Genomic DNA, 20,553 nt, shown 5'->3' with positions numbered 1-20,553 from the left:
AACGCTTTCTTAATTAATCTAGAAAGTATTATTCTTGCAAGTGGTAATTATAACTGGCAACAATAATATTTTCCCGGGAATTTAATAGTGCCCGCAACCGAACACTAGTCTGGTTATGGAGGGCTAATTGCCATGGCCGCTTAGGAATAAATTGCGGTACCAATACTGTCGTAGAGTAATTTCTTGCCTCTGCTCGTTTAGCAATCACATCGACAAACCGTAACGTTGGTTTAGCAATTGAACGGTAAGAAGAATGAATATCAACGAATCGTACATCTGGATATTCAGCTTTGAATTCGTTAGCGGTCTTATGCTCCTTACCAGGGTTCTCGTCAAACGAGACGTGCATAGCAATTACATAATCACCAATTGAGCGAGCGTAGTTGATTGCGCCGCGGGTCACTCGGGTAACATTACCAACAAGCACAATAACTGTTGCTCCATCATAATCATGCAATTGCACTTTTGTTTTCTCCGCAACTCTTAATTGTGCCGCAACCTTAACGTAATGACGATGGACCGTATGGAACATCCATAATAGTAACGGCATAATAATCAAGTAAGGCCACACATTAGCAAAGTGTTGCCAGAAAAGGCAGATAACAAGGGCAAATGAGATTAAAGCCCCCACAAGGTTGATGAAAGCCTTACCGAGCCAGAAACCTTCTCGTTCACGGAACCAGTGAATAATCATTCCTGACTGTGACAAAGTAAATGGCACAAATACCCCGACTGCATACAACGGAATTAACATGTTAGTCTGACCATGGAAAATTAAAATTAAAATAATCGCACCGATAGCTAATGAAATAATCCCATTGGAATATCCTAAACGGTCACCACGGTCCATAAATGCGTGGGGCATATACTTATCCTTTGCCATATTGAAGGCTAGAATTGGGAAAGCAGAGAACCCAGTATTAGCAGCGACTGCTAAGATCATAGCTGTTGACAACTGCAACATATAGAAGCCAAGCCCGTGACCACCAAAAATTTGCGCCGCCATCTGGGAAAGAATCGTCGTCCGCGAATTAGGAACCACTCCTAGATAAAAACTAAAGAAGATAACTGCAATAAAGAAGAAGGCCAAAATGGCACTCATAATTGCAAGCGTAGTTGACGCATTCTTTTCTTTAGGCTTGTTAAAGTTAGGAACAGCATTACTTACCGCTTCAACCCCCGTCAAGGATGAAGAACCAGCAGAAAACGCCCGAATCAGCAAGACAAATGACATTCCTGAAACCGGGGTACCATAATCAACAATTGCCTTGTAATGGATATGGCCCGTAGCTATATTATAGCCACCCCAAATGACCATGATAATCATCATAATGACAAAGAAATAAACGGGGATTGTCAAGAAATTAGCACTCTCACTCATCCCCCGTAAGTTCATAAACATAATTAACAAAACAATAATAATCCCAAGGGGAATCGAAAATTTATACAATGCTGGAACAGCTGAAGTAATCGCTTCAACTCCTGATGTCGTCGATACGGCAACAGTCAACATATAGTCAACCAACAAGGAGCCTCCAGCGAACAAGCCACCATTGCTCCCCCAGTTTCTTGTCGCAACAACATACGCACCCCCACCACTTGGATAGGCATGAATAATTTGCTGATATGATAACGTAATCGCCAACAATAGGATCAAAACAATCGCCGCAATTGGAATTGAATACCAAATTGCAGCTGCCGATAAAGTAACTAAAACAGTCGTAATCTGTTCCGGTCCATAAGCAACTGACGATATCGCATCAGATGAAAGCATTGCTAATGCTTTAAACTTGGTTAGATGTGTCTGCCCCTCATCAAGGGTTTTTAACGGTTTCCCGATCAAAACACGTTTTAAATAGCGCCACATACTATCCTCCTTCAATCTTTACAATTTTTATAGGTGACCATACTACAATTTCTGATCAAATTTTGCAATACACAAATGGCTAAATTAATCTTCTAATGGTAGTTTTACCTTTGCATTTACCTTTTCTGCCGCAGGATCAATCTTTTTCATGCGACTAGCAACTGCCCACCAATAAAAGCCAAGGGAACAAATAATAATTATAACAAAGTCCCATGGATATTTAAGCCAATCCTGACCACCAAAACCTTCACTACCAATATATGAAATGATTGAAATAAAAATTAGATAAGCCAACATCCAATAACAGTTGCGCAAGTCCTTTAATCCCCTTGCGTGTCGATAGCGAATTTCATAGTAAAGGTAGATTGGCAGTCCTAATAAAATAACGCCAATAACCTGAACAGTGGTCGGCCACATTGTCCAATATATTGACAAACTAGTCAAGACAAACGCAAACGGAGCTAGCCACGACATAAAGCGAGGGTTAAACGGCCGTTTTAAATCTGCCCGCATTTTCCGTAATGAAATCACTGTTACTGGCCCGGTGAGATAAGCAATCAAGGTCGACCCTGTGATAACTGTTGCTAATAAGCTCCAATTACGGAAAAGACTAACCATAATAACAGCTAAAATTAAATCAACGACCATGGCAAATCGCGGAATCATGTATCGCCGTTCAAGACGACCAAGCCACTGCGGTAAATGACCAGTATGCGTCATCGCTGCCAATGCCCGCGAGGCCGTTGCCACAAACGCAACACCGGTCCCAAATGGTGAAACAAAAGCATCCATATACAACAAAATTGCCAGCCAATTCATCCCCAGTAAAATCGCAATATCTGCAAAAGGAGATGTGTAGTTAATCCCGTGCCAGCCCTTTTGTGTTAATAATCCCGGGTCAATCGCCCCAATAAATGCAACTTGTAACATAATATAAATAACTGCAGTAATAATCATCGAGATAAGTACCCCACGGACAATATTTTTATGGGGATTGACCATCTCGCCACCCATATTTATTACTGTCTGAAAGGCATCATACGACATAATGATTCCTGATACAGCCGCGGCCTCAAAGATGGACCGACTTCCATATGGCATAAAAGTATTAACACTATGACCAAAATTTCCCGGATGAAAACCTGCTACAATCAGCATCACAATCGTCAGGGTCGGTAATAGGATCTTGAAAATTGATATAAGGTTGGTAAAACGCGTCATCAACTTCACTGACCAGAAATTTATCAACGTGAATACCAACATAAAACCAAATACGACCAATAATCCCGGAGTGGTAATATTACCATTTTTCATGAAATGGTGGGTCCAATTTGCCCACGCCCACGGCCATGAACTCATATATTGCACTGAGGCGACTGCTTCCATAGGGACAAGAGTTATCAACGAAATCCAATTTGCCCATGCCGCAATAAAGCCTAGTAGGGGGCCATGACTGTACTGCGCGTAACGACTCATTCCCCCGCTTTCTGGAAACATTGCCCCCAATTCAACATACGTGAGAGCAATACTGATAATAATTACTGCCCCTAAGATCCAAGAAATGATTGCCGCCGGACCAGCCACTTTTGCCGCCGTTCCCGCACCAAATAGCCATCCAGACCCGATCAATGAATTAAGGGCAAGCATTACTCCCGAAAAAAGAGTAATTTTTTGGAACTTTACCTTTTCCATCTCATAGTTCCTTTCAATATATATTTAGTTAAATTTTTACACTCATTTACTTTACCACAATTTAAGGTCTTTAGATTAACTTAATAATCAGGACATAAAAAAGAGCGGAAAACAAAACTAATTTGTTAGTTTGTCCGCCCTCTCTTAATAAAGGTAGTTAAGTTAATAAAGTTTGGATTACTTTTTGGTCTCAGGTTTTCTCTTCCTTATAAAGGAAGGATTTCAACCTGGTTGCCCCACTTTTTTATCAGCTGAACTAAATCGTCCACCTTAAGAATAACTGTTGCCGTATTATCGTTCGGGTGGCAGCCAATCAGTTCGTCATTTAAAATATCACGATCCAGAATAAAGGTAATATCGTGCGCAGCGTTATTCATCAGATTAAACGGTGAAACTGCACCGCTTCTTATTGCTAGCTTATTCGTTAAATCTGTTTGACTGGCAAAGGATAAACGTCCTGACTGCAAACTTAGTTTTAGCTTTTTCATGTCAAGCCGCTTATTTTCTAACACGGCAACAAGGTAATATTTTTCTTTACTTTTTAAAAATAGGTTCTTTGTCCGCCCAAATTGATATCCCTTAACATACCTATCTGCTTCCTCAGCAGTATAGACAGGTGGATGGGTAACAACTTGGTAGTTAATGTTAGCATCATCTAAATACTTTAATACTTGCTTATTACTAATCGCCATTTTTACTTCTTACAGCAAAAGAACGCGGTCCCGAACTGGCAATTCCACTGATAATTTATCAACGTTTGAAGTACCTGTCAGCTACTCCGCTGTAACATTTTCTGCTTGAAAATAATAAAGCGGCTGAGAAAACTCAGTCGCTTTAGCATCTTCAAGTTATTACATCATACCGCCCATGCCGCCTTGTGGAGCAGCTGGAGCTTGGTTATCTTTTGGATCTGGCTTATCAGCAACAACTGCTTCAGTAGTAAGGAGCAATGCTGATACAGAAGCTGCATTTTGAAGAGCTGAACGGGTAACCATTGTTGGGTCAACAATCCCAGCCTTAATCATATCTTCAAACTTACCATCAGCAGCGTTGTAACCGATACCTTCCTTTTCGTTCTTCAATTCGTTAACAATTACTGATCCTTCAACACCGGCGTTTTCAGCAATTTGACGAACTGGAGCTTCAAGGGCAGCCTTAACAATGTTAATACCAGTTAATTCATCGCCTTCAGCGTCAATCTTATCAAGAGAAGAAATAACATTGATTAATGCGGTACCACCACCAGGAACAAATCCTTCTTGAACGGCTGCCCGAGTAGCGTTTAAGGCATCTTCAATCCGGTACTTCTTTTCTTTCAATTCAGTTTCAGTTGCGGCACCGACCTTAACAACGGCAACCCCACCTGATAACTTAGCAAGACGTTCTTGAAGCTTTTCCTTGTCAAAGTCAGAAGTGGACTTGGCAATTTCTTGCTTAATTTGTTCTACTCGTTCTTGGATCGCTTCCTTTGATCCAGAACCGTCAACAATCGTAGTAGTGTCCTTAGTAACAGTAACCTTGTTTGCTTGACCTAATTGATCAACAGTAGCATCCTTCAAGCTCATGCCAAGGTCATCAGAGATAACAGTACCACCCGTCAATACGGCAATATCTTGAAGTTGAGCCTTACGACGATCACCAAAGCCAGGAGCCTTAACAGCAACAACATTGAATGTTCCACGAATCTTGTTCAAAACAAGAGTTGGTAATGCTTCACCCGTAATATCATCAGCAATGATTAAGAGGGCCCGGCCTTCTTGAACAACTGATTGAAGTAATGGCAAGATATCTTGAATGTTGCTGATCTTCTTGTCCGTAATCAAGATGTATGGGTTGTCAAGGTCTGCTTCCATCTTGTCGTTGTCAGTAACCATGTATTGTGACATGTAACCACGGTCAAAGCTCATTCCTTCAACAACGTCAACACTAGTGTCAACTCCACGGGAATCTTCAATGGTAATAACACCATCGTGACCAACCTTTTCCATTGCATCAGCAATCAACTTACCAACTTCTGGGTTAGCAGCAGAAATAGAAGCAATTTGTTCAATGTCATCCTTGGTCTTTACATCGTGTGACATCTTCTTTAATGCTTCAACAGCAGTTTCTGTAGCCTTATCAATACCACGACGAATGCCAACTGGGTTTGCACCAGATGTAACATTCTTCATTCCGGCATTTACAATTGCTTGGGTCAAAACAGTAGCAGTAGTAGTACCGTCACCAGCGATGTCGTTAGTCTTTGAAGCAACTTCGGCTACTAACTTAGCACCCATATTTTCAAATTGATCTTCGAGTTCAATGCTCTTAGCAATTGTAACCCCATCATTAGTAATAGTAGGTGTGCCATAGCTTTGTTCCAAAACAACGTTCCGTCCCTTTGGTCCCATCGTTGTCTTAACAGTATCAGCTAACTTATCAACACCACTGAGCATAGCGCTCCGTGCATCTTCAGAAAACTTAATTTCTTTTGCCATTTATGTCACCTCAAAATTGATTTCATTTTTCGAGACGGTGAAGGAAAACGATCCTTCAACCTCAATAATTTTCAAATAATAATTTTTTATTCAACAATTGCTACTAAGTCCTTAGCATGAACAACTAAGTACTTTTCACCGTCATATTCTACTTCGTTGCCAGCGTACTTATCAAATAATACGCGGTCGCCTTCCTTAACAGCTGGAGCAAGCTTTTGTCCGTTGTCTAAAGTACGACCTTCTCCAACGGCAATAACCTTTCCAGTAGTTGGCTTTTCCTTTACGTTAGAAGCAAGGACAATTCCACCAACTGTCTTTTCTTCTTCAGTTTCAGCTTTTAGAACAACGCGATCTCCTAATGGTTTTAACACGTTAATCCCTCCATCTTGTTAATAAATTTATTTTTAGCACTCAAAACGTTTAAGTGCTAACCACATATTTAAATATAACATGTTATTTCCAAAATGCAATAAAAACACTTTGACTTTTTTTGACCATCAAGTATTTTTAAATATTCTAGTTATAACTAAACGTTGATTTGATAGGCTATTAATATACAAAAAGCACTAGTTTAACGCTTCCATTAAACCAATGCTCTTTTAATAATTATTCAACTGAATCTTCACTATAATTTTTAATGAAGTAAATCAACGTCTGTAATTCATTTGTTAAATCTATATTTTGTACCTGAACATTCTTTGGCACGGATAACCGTACGGGAGTAAAGTTAAGGATTCCCTTTACACCTGCCTCAACCAATTGGTCAGCAACATGCTGTGCTTTGATCCCAGGAACAGTCAAAATAACAACATCAATCTGTTGTTCTTTTAATTGCTTAACCATGTCTTCAGAAGGATAGATTGGGATACCACTCTTAACAGTGTTAGCGTATTCTGGCTTAGTATCAAAGGCAGCACTGATCCGCAAATTTGTATCTTGATGGAAATTGAAGTTTAATAAGGCGCTCCCTAAACTACCAACCCCCACTAAGGCAACACTAACTAAAGAGTCCTGATGAAGAATTCCCTTAAAAAACTTCAACAAACTCTCCACATCGTAACCATAGCCCCGTTTACCAAGTTCACCAAAATATGAAAAGTCACGACGAATCGTTGCAGAATCAACCTGCACTGCTTCTGATAGCTCAGTCGATGAAACCCGTTGCTTATTTGCATCCTTCAATACATTTAAATAACGGAAGTAAATCGGCAACCGTTTGGCAGTTGCTCGTGGAATCTTTTTATTAACCATTCTACCTTTGTTCCTCCTAAAATTAGTTTTTTCTCCTGCCTAGTTTGCCAACTGATTGCTAGGTTTAATTATGGATAAACTTACTAATTTTTACTTTGTGAAATTTAAGTCTGTGTATATTCTAGCAATTAAACTATTTTTTGTGAACTAAAATACAAAAATATTTTCAAATTTTTATTTAAAATTAGAAATCTGCTAAAATAAAATCATATCAAATTAACGGAATTACAATGAGGTTTCAAAATGTTACTTTTACAAACAAATGACGTTACCCGGCGATTTGGCGCGGACGTTTTATTTCACAATATGAATTTACAAATCCAAGAGCACGGTCGGACTGCCCTCGTCGGCCGTAACGGTGCCGGCAAAACAACCTTTTTAAAAATGATTGCCGGCATTACTGAACCTGACGAAGGGACCATAACCAAAGCCAAGGACCTGACAATCGGTTATCTCGCCCAGGACCAGGGACTTGATAGTCAAAATAGCATTTGGTCTGAGCTTGACACAGTTTTTACGCCATTACATAAGATGGAAAAACAGATCCACGACCTTGAGCAGCAGCTTGGTGAACTCGATAGCAGCAGCGAGCATTATCAACAAATTCTGGCCTCCTATGATACATTGCAAACATCGTTTAAGAAGCAAGGCGGATATGAATATGCTTCCCGGATGCGGGGAATTTTACACGGGTTCGGTTTTGACGAAGATACTTATGATACCCCGATTAACTCCCTTTCTGGTGGACAAAAGACAAAATTAGCCCTCGCTAAGATTCTCCTTCAAGCGCCAGGACTATTAATCTTAGACGAACCAACAAACCATTTAGACATGAATATCTTAGCGTGGCTTGAAGACTACCTCAAAAGTTATCAAGGGGCCCTCCTCATCGTCTCCCACGACCGGTACTTCCTTGACCGTGTTGTTAATGACGTGTATGACCTTGATAATAAGACCCTTACCCACTATACCGGTAACTACACCCAGTTTGTTCAACATAAGCAAGAGCGGCTTCAAGCAGAATGGAAGCACTATGACCAACAGCAAAAAAAGATCGCTAAGCTTGAAGATTTTGTCAATCGTAATATCGTCCGCGCTTCAACGACTAAACGAGCCCAAGCACGCCGTAAACAATTAGAGAAAATGGAACGTCTCGACCGTCCAGAAACTGATGACAAGTCTATTCATTTCCATTTTCACGCAGATAAAGCAAGCGGAAATGAAGTCCTCGATGTGGAGCAGGCAAAAGTCGGCTATCATGAACAGGTACTTGCCGGCCCGCTCTCATTCACCGTTCGTAAGCCGCAACGAATCGGGATTGTTGGCCCCAACGGAATCGGCAAGTCAACCTTACTCAAATCAATTCTCCATAAAATCCCGCTTATTAGCGGAACAATCAAGATGGGGGCAAACCTTGAAATTGGCTACTACGACCAGGAGCAGCAACAATTGCACCCCCATAAGACTGTCCTTGAAGAAGTATGGGATGACCATCCAGAAGTGCCAGAAAAAGATATTCGTTCCCTGCTTGGCAGTTTCTTATTTGTGGGTGATGATGTTTATAAGGTTGTCCATGAACTTTCTGGTGGAGAAAAAGCCCGTCTTGAATTAACCAAATTATCATTCAAATCAATTAACTTCTTAATTCTTGATGAACCTACAAACCACCTTGATATTGATAGCCGTGAAGTTCTTGAAAGTGCAATTAATGAATTTGACGGTACTGTGTTGTTTATTTCCCATGACCGGTACTTTATCAATCAAGTTGCTACAGATATTTTGGCAATGCAGCAAAACGGCATCAAACATTACGAAGGGGACTATGACGACTACCTTGCCGCTAAGGATAAGGAAAATCCTACTATTGTCGAAAACGCCAATACTAATAAGGGAGCAGCTGGCAAGCAATCCTACCAGCAAAATAAGGAGCAGCAACGGGCACGGCGGAAAATCCAGCGACAAGTGGATAGCCTTGAAAAAGAAATGGCAGACTTAGAAAACCAGCAAAGTGCTGTTCAAGAGCAGATGAGTCAACCAGAAATTGCTACTGATATTGGTAAGCTAACCGACCTGCAAAAACAGCTCGATGCACTTGCGGCAAAGGCAGAAGAAGTTGAACTTGCTTGGACCGAAGCAGCAGAAAAGCTAGAGGACTTCGACCAGCAAAATTAATAATCACTTTAATTTTCATCGTTCCCACTACCAACCGCCTGTCATGCCTATTTTCTTCCAAGTTTATTTCGATGATTAATATTTCACTCTCCTGTATAATTAAGCTATAGCTTTTATAAATTAATTTATGCAGAGGAGGAAGGACCATGGGATTTTTAACTGGTAAAGTGGCCTTAATCACTGGTGGTGACCGTGCCGTTCTCAGTAATGGTCAAAGCGGCTCGATTGGTTATGGAATTGCAACCGCTTATGCCAAAGAAGGCGCTAATTTAGTAATTACAGGACGTAAAGAAGACAAGTTAGCTGGTGCAAAAAAAGAGCTGGAAGAAAAATATGGCATTAAGGTTATTCCGGTACAGGCAGATATTAATGCTAAAGCTGACAATCAAGCAGTCGTTAAAAATGTCGTCGACCAAGCAATTAGTAATTTTGGACAAATCGATGTTCTAATTAATGTTGCTCAAGGATCCGCCTCAGGGGTAACGTTAGCTGATCATACAAAGGATCAATTCGACTTAGCAATTTATTCCGGATTGTACGCGACCTTCTATTTCATGCAGGCATGTTATCCATGGCTAAAGAAATCCCAAGGTTCGGTAATTAATTTTGCTTCAGGGGCAGGACTTTTTGGCAATTATGGACAATCTGCATACGCTGCCGCTAAGGAAGGTATTCGTGGATTAAGCCGGGTAGCAGCTAATGAATGGGCCAAGGACAACGTTAATGTTAATGTTGTTTGTCCGCTTGCTTGGACGGTTAAGCTGGAACAATTTAAAACAGAATTTCCCGAGGCTTTCAAGGCCAACGTCCACGTTCCGCCAATCGGCCGGCTCGGGGATGCTGAAAAAGATATTGGTCGTGTCTGTGTTCAGCTTGCCTCACCTGATTTCAAATACATGACCGGTGAAACTTTGACCCTGGAAGGCGGCTTAGGGTTGCGACCATAAAAAACTAAACAAAAATACAGGAGTTGCGAAAGTTATTTTCCCAGCTCCTGTATTTTTTATTGACGGAATTTGCGGGTATTTTCCGCTAAGTGAACTAAATTACGCAAAAAATCATGAGTCGATGCTTCATAGTTATATTTCTTTCCTAAGTCATAAATATATCCATTAATATAGTCAACCTCAGTCGGCCGGTTCTTACTCATATCTTGATACATCGATGGATAATGAAGCGGATTGGTAACTTCACTAACGTACTTAATGGTTTGCCATTCTTCTTCGCGGGTACTTAATAATTGGATACCAGCACGTTCAGCAACATCAAAAGCTTCGTTAATTAACTGTTTACCAAGTTTTTCGGCTCCCGCGAAGTCGATAAACTGCCCCATTTGAATCTCAAAAAGGGTACAAATCGTATTGATAACCGAATTAAAGACCACCTTTGTTAATAAGGTTCCATAGAAATTATCATTTAAATGCGGATTAATATTAGCCGTCGTAAAATCCTCCACAATCGCTTTAACTCGTTCATCTGGTTCCCCCGCTTGCGGTGCTAGGTTAATTGAGCCGGCTCCGGGTTTACCGATAAAATCGACATCCCCGGCCTGGTTAAGAACGGTACCAATCAAGCACGTCCCGGCAACAACGTGTTCCGCCGGGAAATACTTGTTAATCTTTTCAATATGGCCCATCCCGTTCATTCCGGAAAAAACATATTGATGGTCAGGGTGAAAGAAGTGGGCGCTTCGTTTGAGGAGGTCACTTAGCGTCATTTGTTTAGCAAAGACAATGAAAACATCAGGATCCCCAGCGTATTCTTCTGGTGAATAGATATTAATTGGTACCAAGTGGCGATTTTCGTGGTCACGGGAAACATAAACGCCTCCCTGTTGCTTAATGGTTTCCACTTGGGGTGCCCAGTTATCAACAAAGTCAACTTGGGCGCCTGCTAGTTCTTGCAAAAGGACGCCAAACCGTAATCCCATCGCTCCTGCGCCTAATACTGTATATTTTAATGTCATAATGATTCCTCCTCTACCTACTTAAATAAATTTAACTTTGCAATCCGGTCTACTGCCTCCACTAAGCGGTCAGGCTCAATCAGCAAGCCGATCCGGACATAACCTTCACCATGCGTTCCAAAACCATTTCCCGGGGCAACAGCGACCCCCGCTTTATCCAATAGTAAATCGGCAAAACTTTCACTGGTATACCCGGCCGGCACTGGCATCCAAGCATAAAAAGTCCCCTTCGGCACAAATGGGTGCCAACCAATCTTATTTGCCGCTGCCACAAAGGCATTTCGCCGTTCTTCATACCGCTCAACAATTTGCTCAATTGCCGCATCACGTTGCGGATCTGTTAACGCCTCAACGGCTGCCTCTTGCAAAGCAGGAAAAAGACTAACAAAAAGGTGGTCTTGGATTAAGTTCAAAGCTCCAATGATATCTGGGTTTCCCACCGCAAAAGCAATTCGCCAGCCGGCCATGTTAAAGGTTTTAGAAAAGGTATAAAATTCAATCCCAACCTCCTTTGCTCCTGGTGTTTCCATGAAGCTAACCGGTGCCTGTCCATCAAATCCGAGCGCTCCGTAAGCAAAATCGCTAATAATGCCCACGTGGTACTGCTTTGCCCATGCTACTAATGCGGTATAAAACTCTGGGGTTGCAACGGCTCCCGTTGGATTATTAGGATAGTTAAGGTAGAAGAATTTTGCCCGTTTCGCAACGTCTGCGGGAATTGCTTCTAAGTCGGGTAAAAAGTTGTTTTCAGCAAGTAAGGGCACGGTTTCAAACTTAACCTTTCCCAAGGCAGCTCCTGAGAGGTAATCGGGATAACCCGGGTCAGGAAGCAACAAGGTATCCCCAGGATTCATCAACGCCCACGGGAGCTCAACTAACCCAATTTTAGAACCGCCTAAAATAGCAACTTCTTTTTCCGGATCAAAGACCGCCCCATACTTTTCATGATAAAAATTAGCCGCCGCCTGCTTAAAAGCCGGCAAGCCACGAAATAACGAATACTTATGTGTGCGGGGATCAGCCACCCATTTTTGAGTACTTTTTACAATATACTCTGGGGTTGGCTTATCTGGATTTCCTTGACCTAAGTTAATAACATCTACTCCGGCTGCAATTTTTTGGTTAACCTTTTTTACAAGCGTGGCAAAAAATTGTTTAGGCAGACTGGTTAAAAGTTGTGATTGTTGAAATTCCATTATTCTTCATTCCTTTCTTTAATGGTAAAGGTTTGGTTGGCGATCCTTAAAAACTGGAATCGGTCCCCGAACCGCTTGCAATTGCTGGGGATCAATCGTTGCATATGCAATTTGTTCTGTTTCACCAGCATCGACCAAGATTTTCCCCAGCGGGTCGACAACCAGCGAATGACCACCAAAATGGTTGGCATCATCATCACCAACCCGGTTCACGGCTACGACAAAAGCTTGATTTTCCACCGCGCGTGACTGGAGCATTATCTTCCACTGCGGAATCCGGCTGGCTGGCCATTCAGCCGGCAAGTATAATACCTCTGCACCGTGGCGGGCTACCGTCCGAACCCACTCCGGAAAACGCAAGTCATAGCAAATAAAACTGGCACTTGGTATCCCTGCTAACGTAAAATAATTTTCTTGCTGCCCAGCTGTTAAATACTGGTCTTCATTCATTAAGCCGAAAAGATGCACCTTATCATAGCTGCCTACTAATTCGCCAGTCCGCGAAAAAACATAAGTAGTATTAAAAAAGTGCTGATGACGTTGGATTGCTACAGAACCACCAACAATCCCAATTTGATATCGTTGGGCTAAGTCATGAAGAAAACGCTGGGTGGTTTCACCATCTTTATCGGCAAGGGTCGCCAGCTCGGGCAACGCATAGCCCGTATTCCACATCTCAGGCAACACAATAATATCGGCGTGGCGGGCAGCCGCCGTGGTTATTGCGCGTCGGACACTGGCATAGTTTTCTGCTGGAGATGCTAAATGAATATTGAGCTGGGCCAATGCAATTTTGATCTTCATTTTCTTTTCCTCCATAAAAAAATACTCATCCTTTAATCAAAGGACGAGTATTCCCGCGGTGCCACCTAAATTCGCCATCCATTCACATGAACAGCCTCTGTAAGTTCATTATAAACTTTGATACCTGATAACGGATACCAGCCGGTCGCAGTTTGGTCGTTCCTCACTACGACAGTAATTTTCTCAAGACCATCTTCAAAGCATCTTGTAATTTTCTCTCACCAGCCGAAAACTCTCTTAATACAACACTGCTTCTACTCATCTCGAACACTTCATATTAAATTGTTATCAGTATTCTAATTTTATTTTAATCTTTTGTCAACCACTTTTTAATTTAGCTTAAAAAATAATTAGCCTTGACAAAAGCTCCTCAACACGATTACAATTTTAGTGTAGATTAAAGTAAGCCAGTTCAGGAATGGAGGTCAGCGACTGAAAGCCCCCACGAGTGCTGAAGCCCTGCTACATATAATTAATTTTAACAATCATATATCTAAAAAGTGTAAAGCGCGTCTTTAAACGAGAATGGTACCGCCATGATTGGTGTCTCGGTTAAAGGCGTTTTTTGTTTTCTGAAAGGATTCTTATTATGACCCAGCATTTACGAAGAGTTGTCATTAAAATCGGGACTAGCAGCCTTGTCCTACCCAATGGCCGTATTAATCTCCGAACAATCGACCAACTATCCTTTACCCTTGCGACCCTCAACAACCAAGGCTATGAGCTCATTCTTGTTTCTTCAGGGGCGATGGGGGTTGGCCTTGCCAGCCTTGGGTTAAAGGAACGACCCGCAGAAATTGAGCAGCAACAAGCATTGGCATCAATCGGTCAAGCAGAATTAATGCGGATTTATTCGCAACGCTTCCTTGATTATCAGACCCATGTTGCCCAGCTCCTCCTCACTCGGGACGTTCTTAGCTACCCAGTCAGCCGCAACCACATTCTCAACACGATTACGACCCTGCTGGACCGCAACGTGATTCCAATCGTTAACGAAAATGACCCCGTTTCGGTTGATGAATTAGACCATCATACTACTTTTAGTGATAACGATGAGCTTTCTTCTCAAGTCGCCGTTGCAATCAACGCTGACCAGCTAATCGTATTATCAGATATTGACGCCCTTTACGATAAGGACCCGCATAAATATCCAGATGCAAAAGTAATTAAAGAAGTGCCAACGCTCACTGCGGAAATTGAAAAGGTCGCTAGCGGCACCAGCACCCGTTTTGGCACTGGCGGAATGGTCACTAAGCTCCGGGCAGCCGCAACCGTGATGAAGGCCGATAAACAAATGGTGCTTTGTAATGGCCGTGACCCCAAAATTCTCTTTGATGTTTTCGATGGACAAGATGTCGGTACTCGTTTTGGTAAATAGGAGGTTGTTATAATGATACAAGACTTAACAAGCATTGGTAAAAAAGCACAAGCAGCCGCAAGCAAATTAGCTCTGTTAAATACCGCTACTAAAAATAAGGCGCTCTTGCAATTAGCTGACGCATTAACGGCTAACCAAGATCAAATTATTGCCGCCAATAAACTAGATCTCGCCAACGCAACTGAAATGCCGGCTAAATTTACCGACCGGTTAATGGTTAATTCTCAACGGATTGCTGACATGGCAAGCGGTTTGCGGACGGTGGCCGACCTTAGCGACCCCACTGCTCAGATTGATAAGGGCTGGATTACAAAGGATGGTCTGCAGATTTTACAACGACGCGTCCCGCTAGGCGTGGTGGGGATTATCTTTGAAGCCCGGCCTAATGTCACCGTTGACGCAACCGGCTTAACCTTTAAGAGCGGGAACGCAGTAATTCTCCGTGGCGGTAAAGAAGCCCGCCAAACTAACATTGCCCTAGTAAAAATTCTCCGTCAGGCTCTTCAAAAACAAGGTCTGCCGGTCGATGCCGTTCAATTAATCACGGACACGAGTCATGCCGTTGCGGACGAGATGATGAACCTAACAGATTATATTGATGTCCTAATTCCACGAGGGGGACGCAACCTTATCCAACGGGTTGTAACGACCGCCACCGTTCCCGTAATCGAAACAGGTGCTGGTAATTGTCATATCTATATTGATAAAGATGCTGACTTGCAAATGGCTACTGAGATTGCCGTGAATGCCAAGGTACAACGGCCATCAGTCTGTAACGCAGCAGAAAAACTCTTGATCCACCAAGATGTCGCGCCTCAATTCTTACCGTTGATCGCGCAGGCATTAATTGATCACGGTGTCCAGTTAAGAGGCGATGCCACGGCCTGTGAATTAATGCCCGCAATTAAGCCGGCCACAAACGCTGATTGGGATACCGAATATAATGACTTGATCATGGCCGTCAAAGTTGTCGACTCCCTTGACGATGCTATTAAGCATATTAACGAACACAGTACCCACCATTCTGAAGCAATCATTACCAAGGATCTTAATCGGGGGCGGTACTTCCAGCAAGCGATCAATTCTGCCTGTGTTTATGTTAATGCTTCTACTCGGTTCACTGATGGTGGTGAATTTGGCTTTGGCGCTGAAATCGGTATTAGTACCCAAAAGCTCCATGCCCGCGGACCAATGGGGCTTCAACAATTAACCACGATTAAGTATGAAATCACAGGTAACGGTCAAGTCCGGAAATAAACTTAGGAGGTTTTGATGATGAAAATTACAGTTATTGGTGTCGGTAACATGGGCAGTGCGATTATTAAGGGGTTAGGTAATAGTAAAAAATTCACTCTGAGCGCGATGAACCCAGTTAACCCACGAGTTAGCAAACTTGCTGATACCCTAAAGTTTGAACTTGTTAATACCAATGCGGATGTTGCGGAATTAGCACCAGATGTTGTGATCCTAACGACCCCTGCTCCCGTTACTGTTGCGGTTGCCAAGGAACTCGCTGTGCTTAATGACCACACAATCTTTATTTCCGCTGCTGCGGGCATCAGTCACAATGACCTTCGCGCCGTCCTCCCGAATAAGATTATCGCTAACATCATTCCTAATACCCCCGTGGAGGTAAATGCGGGGACGATTGGGCTTGCTTTACCTCGTGAAATTACGGCTGATGATATCTCAACAATCATGACCGTTCTTGATAGTCTTGGCGATGTTATCGAAGTCCCTGAACAACAGCTCGATATTATCGGGGTAGTGGGGGGATGCGGTCCGGCATTCGTGGATGTAATGATGGATGCCATGAGTGATGCTGCAGTTAAACACGGCCTTGACCGTCAAACTGCCTACCAAGTCGTTGCTAGTATGGTGAAAGGTACGGGAACCCTCGCCTATGACAGCCAGCTTGCTCCCGCCCTGCTTCGTGATCAAGTAACCTCCCCTGGCGGCACCACGATTAAAGGCGTGGAAGCCCTAGAGAAAAACGGCTTCCGTTACGCTATTATGGATGCCGTCAATAAAGCAACTGGTGAAAAATAACGCGGAGAAATAACCGCCTTGTTGAGAAGATTATTTTCCGCGACTGGTTTTAGTAATATTTAAAATAAATCGGAGAGACTAGAAAAAGCTTTTATTTTTCCTAACCTCTCCGATTTTTCTTTTAAATTTTCATGCGATCAAACATCAACCCCGGCACAGCATTCAAGTCCAGCCCGGCCCGATCGCCATGGCGGTAATTAACATACCCAGCCGCCCCAATCATTGCGGCATTATCACCACACAGCTTAAGCGGGGCCTGGAGCATGGTTACCTCAGGGTGGAATTTTGCCATATCATGGTCAAGACGGGCCCGCAACCCGTGATTAGCAGCCACGCCACCTGCTAAAATCAATTGCTTTACCGGATACCGGTCCAAGGCCCGCATCGTCTTTTCGGCTAAAACATCGACAACACTTTGCTGAAAACTAGCAGCCAAGTCCTCCTTATTGAGTTCTTCACCGCGTTGGTCTGCATTATGGACCGTGTTGATAAAGGCACTCTTAAGGCCGCTAAAACTAAAATCATAGTTAGCCTCTTTTTCCATTGCCCGTGGGAAATGGAAGCTATCCTCACCTTTAGCTGCCCACTCATCAATCGTTTTTCCCGCTGGATAATTAACGCCGAGGACCCGGCCAATCTTATCGTAGGCTTCTCCTGCCGCGTCATCACGGGTTTCGCCAATAATTTGGTATTCATGCTCTGTTGGCATATAGACTAACTCTGTATGACCGCCAGATACTAATAATGCCATCTGGGGATATTTGAATTCATCCACAAAACGCGCGGCATAAATGTGACCAGCCATGTGGTTAACTGGTACTAGGGGCAGGCCATGAGCCCAGGCAATCGTCTTGGCTGCTGTCACCCCGATCAATAATGAACCAACTAAGCCCGGCCCATAAGTAACCGCCACCGCTGTAATGTCATTGTAGCTGACACCAGCCTGAGCTAGTGCCTCGTTAGTACACTTTGTTATCTGTTCAATGTGGTGCCGGCTGGCAACTTCAGGAACAACGCCCCCAAACCGCTGGTGGCTATCAATCTGCGTAGCAACAATATTTGAAAGGATTTTGTGACCGTCTTCAATCACGGCAACACTTGTTTCATCACAGCTCGATTCAAACGCTAATATTAATGTGCGCTCTGTCATAATAAAATAACTTCTCCTCTACCTAAGTAAATTTGCTTGCATATCAACCGCATCCTCGTGGTCATCAAGGTAGTAACGGGGCTTGATATGCTGATCACGAAAACCTAAACTCGCATATAATTTTCGCGCTGAAACATTATGAACCCGCACTTCTAAGCTCATTGAATGGAGCTTTAAGTGACGGGCATAATTTTTAAAAGTTGAAATCAAATAGGTACCAATTCCCTTGCGCTGGTAACTTGGCGTTATCCCAATATTCGTAATGTGGAGGTCATAATGGTACCAATCAACAGCTGTCCCGATGAAGCCCACAATCTGCTGGTCATCTTCAACTACCAAATAAAGGCGGTCATGAGGACGTTGCAATTCAATCTGAAAGGCCGCGTAACTCCACGGGGCCTTACCGTAAATCCGTTCTTCAATTTCTACTAATGTTTGAATGTCTTGGTCACAAGCCATGCGGACGCCATATTGGTGCCCCGAGATCATTACAACACGGCGGGTAAAATCAAGCGTCGGGCGTTTTGTCGGGGTAGTCGTATTGACCAGCCATTCTTTAAACTTCTCGAACATAATTTTTTCTTGTTTCTCCAGGATGAAGCTTTTGCCAGTTTGCCTCTGCTTCAGTAATCCGCAGGTAATGAGGGACAAAGGGGTCAATCTCTTTGACCGGAGCCTGCTGTTCACCAGCAAGTGCTAATTGATAAGTCGATGGGATGCTATAAGACGATGGTAATAAGGTCACGTTAGCCGGCAGCTGATCATACTTTGCCCGAATCTTATCTGTCATTTGACCGACTAGTACAACCGGCTGGTCCAACTTAGCTAACTGGTCTAACAAAACGTCAGCGCCAAGGTGTTGATCCGCGATCCGGCTTACTAAGGTCCCCTCTTCCCATTGGTACGCACCCGCGAAAACATTTCCGCGACGGGCATCAAAAAACGGTACGATAATGGCTGGTGAGGTCGGCACCACATTCCGAGCTAAGACGGCTAGACTTGAAACGCCAACTAAATCAATCTTTTCCGTATCTGCTAAAACCTTCGCGGTCGTTACTGCAATCCGCACCCCCGTGTAGGATCCCGGTCCCTGGGCAACGACAACCCGGTCAAGATCAGTCGGCTGCCATTGAACTAATTCAAATAACTTACTAATTGCTGGCATCAGGTAAATACTGTGATTACGAACCATGTTCAAGGTTGTCGTTGCCAGTAACTGCTCATCTTCAACTAAGGCCACGCTCATCGGGTGGTTGGATGTATCGATGGCAAGTATCTTCATTTTTATCAATCCTTTCAATCATCTTACATCTTATCACAACCGCTCCCGTTTGACCGCCTTTTAAGGCTAATCTCTGTAGTTAATAACCGAAACAAGGCAATCTCCCCGTCCTTGCAAGCAAAAAGAGGACTCGAGCATTCATTTTCTGAACACTAGAGTCCCGTTGTGTACTGTATTGCAGTATTTTATCTTGCTATCGTTCGTTAACGGACTAAGAGAAAAACTAAATTTTCTCTTAGCCCCTAGTTAAATCATTTTTAATTAATCACGATCATCATAACCCTTTGGGTGGGTAGAATGCCACTTCCAGGCAGTTGCGATAATATCATGAACATCATCATACTTAGGGTTCCAGCCAAGAATGTTGCGAGCCTTATCACTAGCCGCAACTAATGAGTCGGGGTCCCCTGGACGGCGTGGTGCCATCTTAGCAGGAATTGGTTCACCAGTAACTTCACGGGCCGCTTCAAGCATTTGCTTGTTAGAGAAACCAGTCGATGAACCAAGGTTAAAGGCGTTACTCTTGTTACCTTCTTTTAAGTACTTGATTGCCAGAATGTGCGCATCTGCTAAGTCCATAACATGAACATAGTCACGGACATTCGTTCCGTCTGGCGTGTTGTAGTCATCACCAAAGATGCTTAATTCATCCCGCTTGCCTTGCGCCACTTGTAAGATGATTGGTACTAAGTGCGTTTCTGGACCGTGATCTTCACCAATTGTTCCGTCTGGAGCAGCCCCAGCAACGTTGAAGTAACGAAGGGCGACAAACTTAATCCCGTAAGCCTTATCTGCCCATGCCATCATTTCTTCCATCATGAGCTTACTTAAACCATATGGGTTAATTGGCTTTTGCGGGTCCGTTTCCCTAATTGGCATATGTTCAGGAACACCATAAGTAGCAGCCGTTGAACTGAAGACAATGTACTTAATATCATGATCATGCATTGCTTCAAGCAAGGTAATCATTCCACCAGTATTGTTATCAAAGTACTTCAATGGCTTACTCATTGATTCTGGAACAATTGAGAAAGCAGCAAAGTGAACAACTGCGGTAATATCTTCATTATCAAAAATCTTGTCTAGGAATTGACGATCGCGAATGTCGCCTTCATAGAATTTCGCCTTAGGATTAATCGCGTCACGGTGCCCCGTTGATAAATTATCAGCAACCACTACATCTTCACCGTGTTCGATAAGGTCTTTTACCATGTGGGAACCGATGTATCCGGCACCACCAGCAACTAAAATTGACATCTTGTTTCCTCC

The 20,553-nt window shown here is 43.0% G+C and carries 18 protein-coding genes and 1 other annotated feature; of the genes, 5 read left to right on the top strand and 13 right to left on the bottom strand.

All coding sequences use genetic code 11. The features are described 5' to 3' along the window. Positions 1-28 precede the first annotated feature (28 nt). The 6 genes from DTK66_RS07455 to DTK66_RS07430 all read right to left on the bottom strand — a co-directional run bounded on the left by DTK66_RS07455 (position 29) and on the right by DTK66_RS07430 (position 7,287). The gene (locus tag DTK66_RS07455; protein WP_153930455.1) at positions 29-1,867 is read right to left on the bottom strand and encodes an APC family permease; all 1,839 of its coding nucleotides are present in this window, start codon (positions 1,865-1,867) and stop codon (positions 29-31) included. Positions 1,868-1,951: 84 nt separating this feature from the next. Then, positions 1,952-3,559, bottom strand: a complete 1,608-nt coding sequence (locus DTK66_RS07450) for an APC family permease (protein WP_153930456.1) — start codon at positions 3,557-3,559, stop codon at positions 1,952-1,954. A 206-nt stretch (positions 3,560-3,765) separates the two neighbouring features. Continuing rightward, entirely contained in the window at positions 3,766-4,251 is a 486-nt protein-coding gene (locus DTK66_RS07445) for a prolyl-tRNA synthetase associated domain-containing protein (protein WP_191668268.1), read from the bottom strand. A 159-nt stretch (positions 4,252-4,410) separates the two neighbouring features. Next, complete coding sequence (groL, locus tag DTK66_RS07440; protein WP_153930458.1) at positions 4,411-6,036, bottom strand: chaperonin GroEL; 1,626 nt, start codon at positions 6,034-6,036, stop codon at positions 4,411-4,413. An 86-nt stretch (positions 6,037-6,122) separates the two neighbouring features. Next, entirely contained in the window at positions 6,123-6,407 is a 285-nt protein-coding gene (gene groES, locus DTK66_RS07435; protein ID WP_191668267.1) for a co-chaperone GroES, read from the bottom strand. Between the two features lie 235 nt (positions 6,408-6,642). Then, positions 6,643-7,287 carry a redox-sensing transcriptional repressor Rex gene (locus DTK66_RS07430; RefSeq protein WP_153930459.1) on the bottom strand — a complete coding sequence of 215 codons (645 nt, stop codon included), beginning with the start codon at positions 7,285-7,287 and terminating at the stop codon, positions 6,643-6,645. 243 nt (positions 7,288-7,530) lie between these two features. Here DTK66_RS07430 and DTK66_RS07425 point away from each other — a divergent pair, with 243 nt between their 5' ends. Together DTK66_RS07425 and DTK66_RS07420 are read left to right on the top strand one after the other, a co-directional pair. Then, on the top strand, positions 7,531-9,459 hold the full coding sequence (locus DTK66_RS07425) for an ABC-F family ATP-binding cassette domain-containing protein (protein ID WP_191668266.1): 1,929 nt from the start codon (positions 7,531-7,533) through the stop codon (positions 9,457-9,459). 146 nt (positions 9,460-9,605) lie between these two features. After that, a complete protein-coding gene (locus DTK66_RS07420) occupies positions 9,606-10,406 on the top strand; it encodes an SDR family NAD(P)-dependent oxidoreductase (protein ID WP_191668265.1) in 801 nt (266 codons plus the stop codon). A 56-nt stretch (positions 10,407-10,462) separates the two neighbouring features. Here the strand turns inward: DTK66_RS07420 and DTK66_RS07415 are convergent, their stop codons facing one another. From DTK66_RS07415 to DTK66_RS07405, 3 genes are read right to left on the bottom strand one after another with little or no spacing between them, the layout of a single operon-like run. Then, positions 10,463-11,425, bottom strand: a complete 963-nt coding sequence (locus DTK66_RS07415; protein ID WP_191668264.1) for a ketopantoate reductase family protein — start codon at positions 11,423-11,425, stop codon at positions 10,463-10,465. A 17-nt stretch (positions 11,426-11,442) separates the two neighbouring features. Next, the gene (locus DTK66_RS07410) at positions 11,443-12,621 is read right to left on the bottom strand and encodes a pyridoxal phosphate-dependent aminotransferase (protein ID WP_191668263.1); all 1,179 of its coding nucleotides are present in this window, start codon (positions 12,619-12,621) and stop codon (positions 11,443-11,445) included. A gap of 18 nt (positions 12,622-12,639) precedes the next feature. Continuing rightward, positions 12,640-13,425 (bottom strand): carbon-nitrogen family hydrolase, encoded by a 786-nt coding sequence (locus DTK66_RS07405; protein WP_191668262.1) that lies wholly within the window; start codon positions 13,423-13,425, stop codon positions 12,640-12,642. Between the two features lie 36 nt (positions 13,426-13,461). Beyond that, positions 13,462-13,705 (bottom strand) — a binding site (T-box leader). 309 nt (positions 13,706-14,014) lie between these two features. Here DTK66_RS07405 and proB point away from each other — a divergent pair. The 3 genes from proB to proC are packed head-to-tail and all read left to right on the top strand — an operon-like array spanning position 14,015 to position 16,852. Next, a complete protein-coding gene (gene proB, locus DTK66_RS07400) occupies positions 14,015-14,803 on the top strand; it encodes a glutamate 5-kinase (RefSeq protein WP_153930465.1) in 789 nt (262 codons plus the stop codon). A 12-nt stretch (positions 14,804-14,815) separates the two neighbouring features. Further along, the gene (locus DTK66_RS07395; RefSeq protein WP_191668261.1) at positions 14,816-16,060 is read left to right on the top strand and encodes a glutamate-5-semialdehyde dehydrogenase; all 1,245 of its coding nucleotides are present in this window, start codon (positions 14,816-14,818) and stop codon (positions 16,058-16,060) included. An 18-nt stretch (positions 16,061-16,078) separates the two neighbouring features. Then, positions 16,079-16,852, top strand: a complete 774-nt coding sequence (gene proC, locus DTK66_RS07390; protein WP_191668307.1) for a pyrroline-5-carboxylate reductase — start codon at positions 16,079-16,081, stop codon at positions 16,850-16,852. Positions 16,853-16,973: 121 nt separating this feature from the next. Here proC and tsaD read toward each other — a convergent pair whose 3' ends face one another. From tsaD to galE, 4 genes are all read right to left on the bottom strand, one after another. Further along, positions 16,974-18,002 (bottom strand): tRNA (adenosine(37)-N6)-threonylcarbamoyltransferase complex transferase subunit TsaD, encoded by a 1,029-nt coding sequence (gene tsaD, locus DTK66_RS07385; RefSeq protein ID WP_191668260.1) that lies wholly within the window; start codon positions 18,000-18,002, stop codon positions 16,974-16,976. Between the two features lie 18 nt (positions 18,003-18,020). Continuing rightward, positions 18,021-18,575, bottom strand: coding sequence for a ribosomal protein S18-alanine N-acetyltransferase (rimI, locus tag DTK66_RS07380; RefSeq protein ID WP_191668259.1), 555 nt, complete (start codon positions 18,573-18,575; stop codon positions 18,021-18,023). Further along, a complete protein-coding gene (gene tsaB, locus DTK66_RS07375) occupies positions 18,559-19,284 on the bottom strand; it encodes a tRNA (adenosine(37)-N6)-threonylcarbamoyltransferase complex dimerization subunit type 1 TsaB (RefSeq protein ID WP_191668258.1) in 726 nt (241 codons plus the stop codon). The genes rimI and tsaB overlap by 17 nt, the downstream gene beginning before the upstream one ends. A gap of 261 nt (positions 19,285-19,545) precedes the next feature. Further along, entirely contained in the window at positions 19,546-20,541 is a 996-nt protein-coding gene (gene galE / locus DTK66_RS07370) for a UDP-glucose 4-epimerase GalE (protein WP_191668257.1), read from the bottom strand. Positions 20,542-20,553 lie beyond the last annotated feature (12 nt).

The organism is Limosilactobacillus walteri (genome assembly GCF_014830205.1).
Lineage (GTDB): Bacteria > Bacillota > Bacilli > Lactobacillales > Lactobacillaceae > Limosilactobacillus > Limosilactobacillus walteri.
The sequence above is the reverse complement of the archived record's forward strand: the minus strand, read 5'-3'. Positions and strand labels throughout refer to the sequence as shown.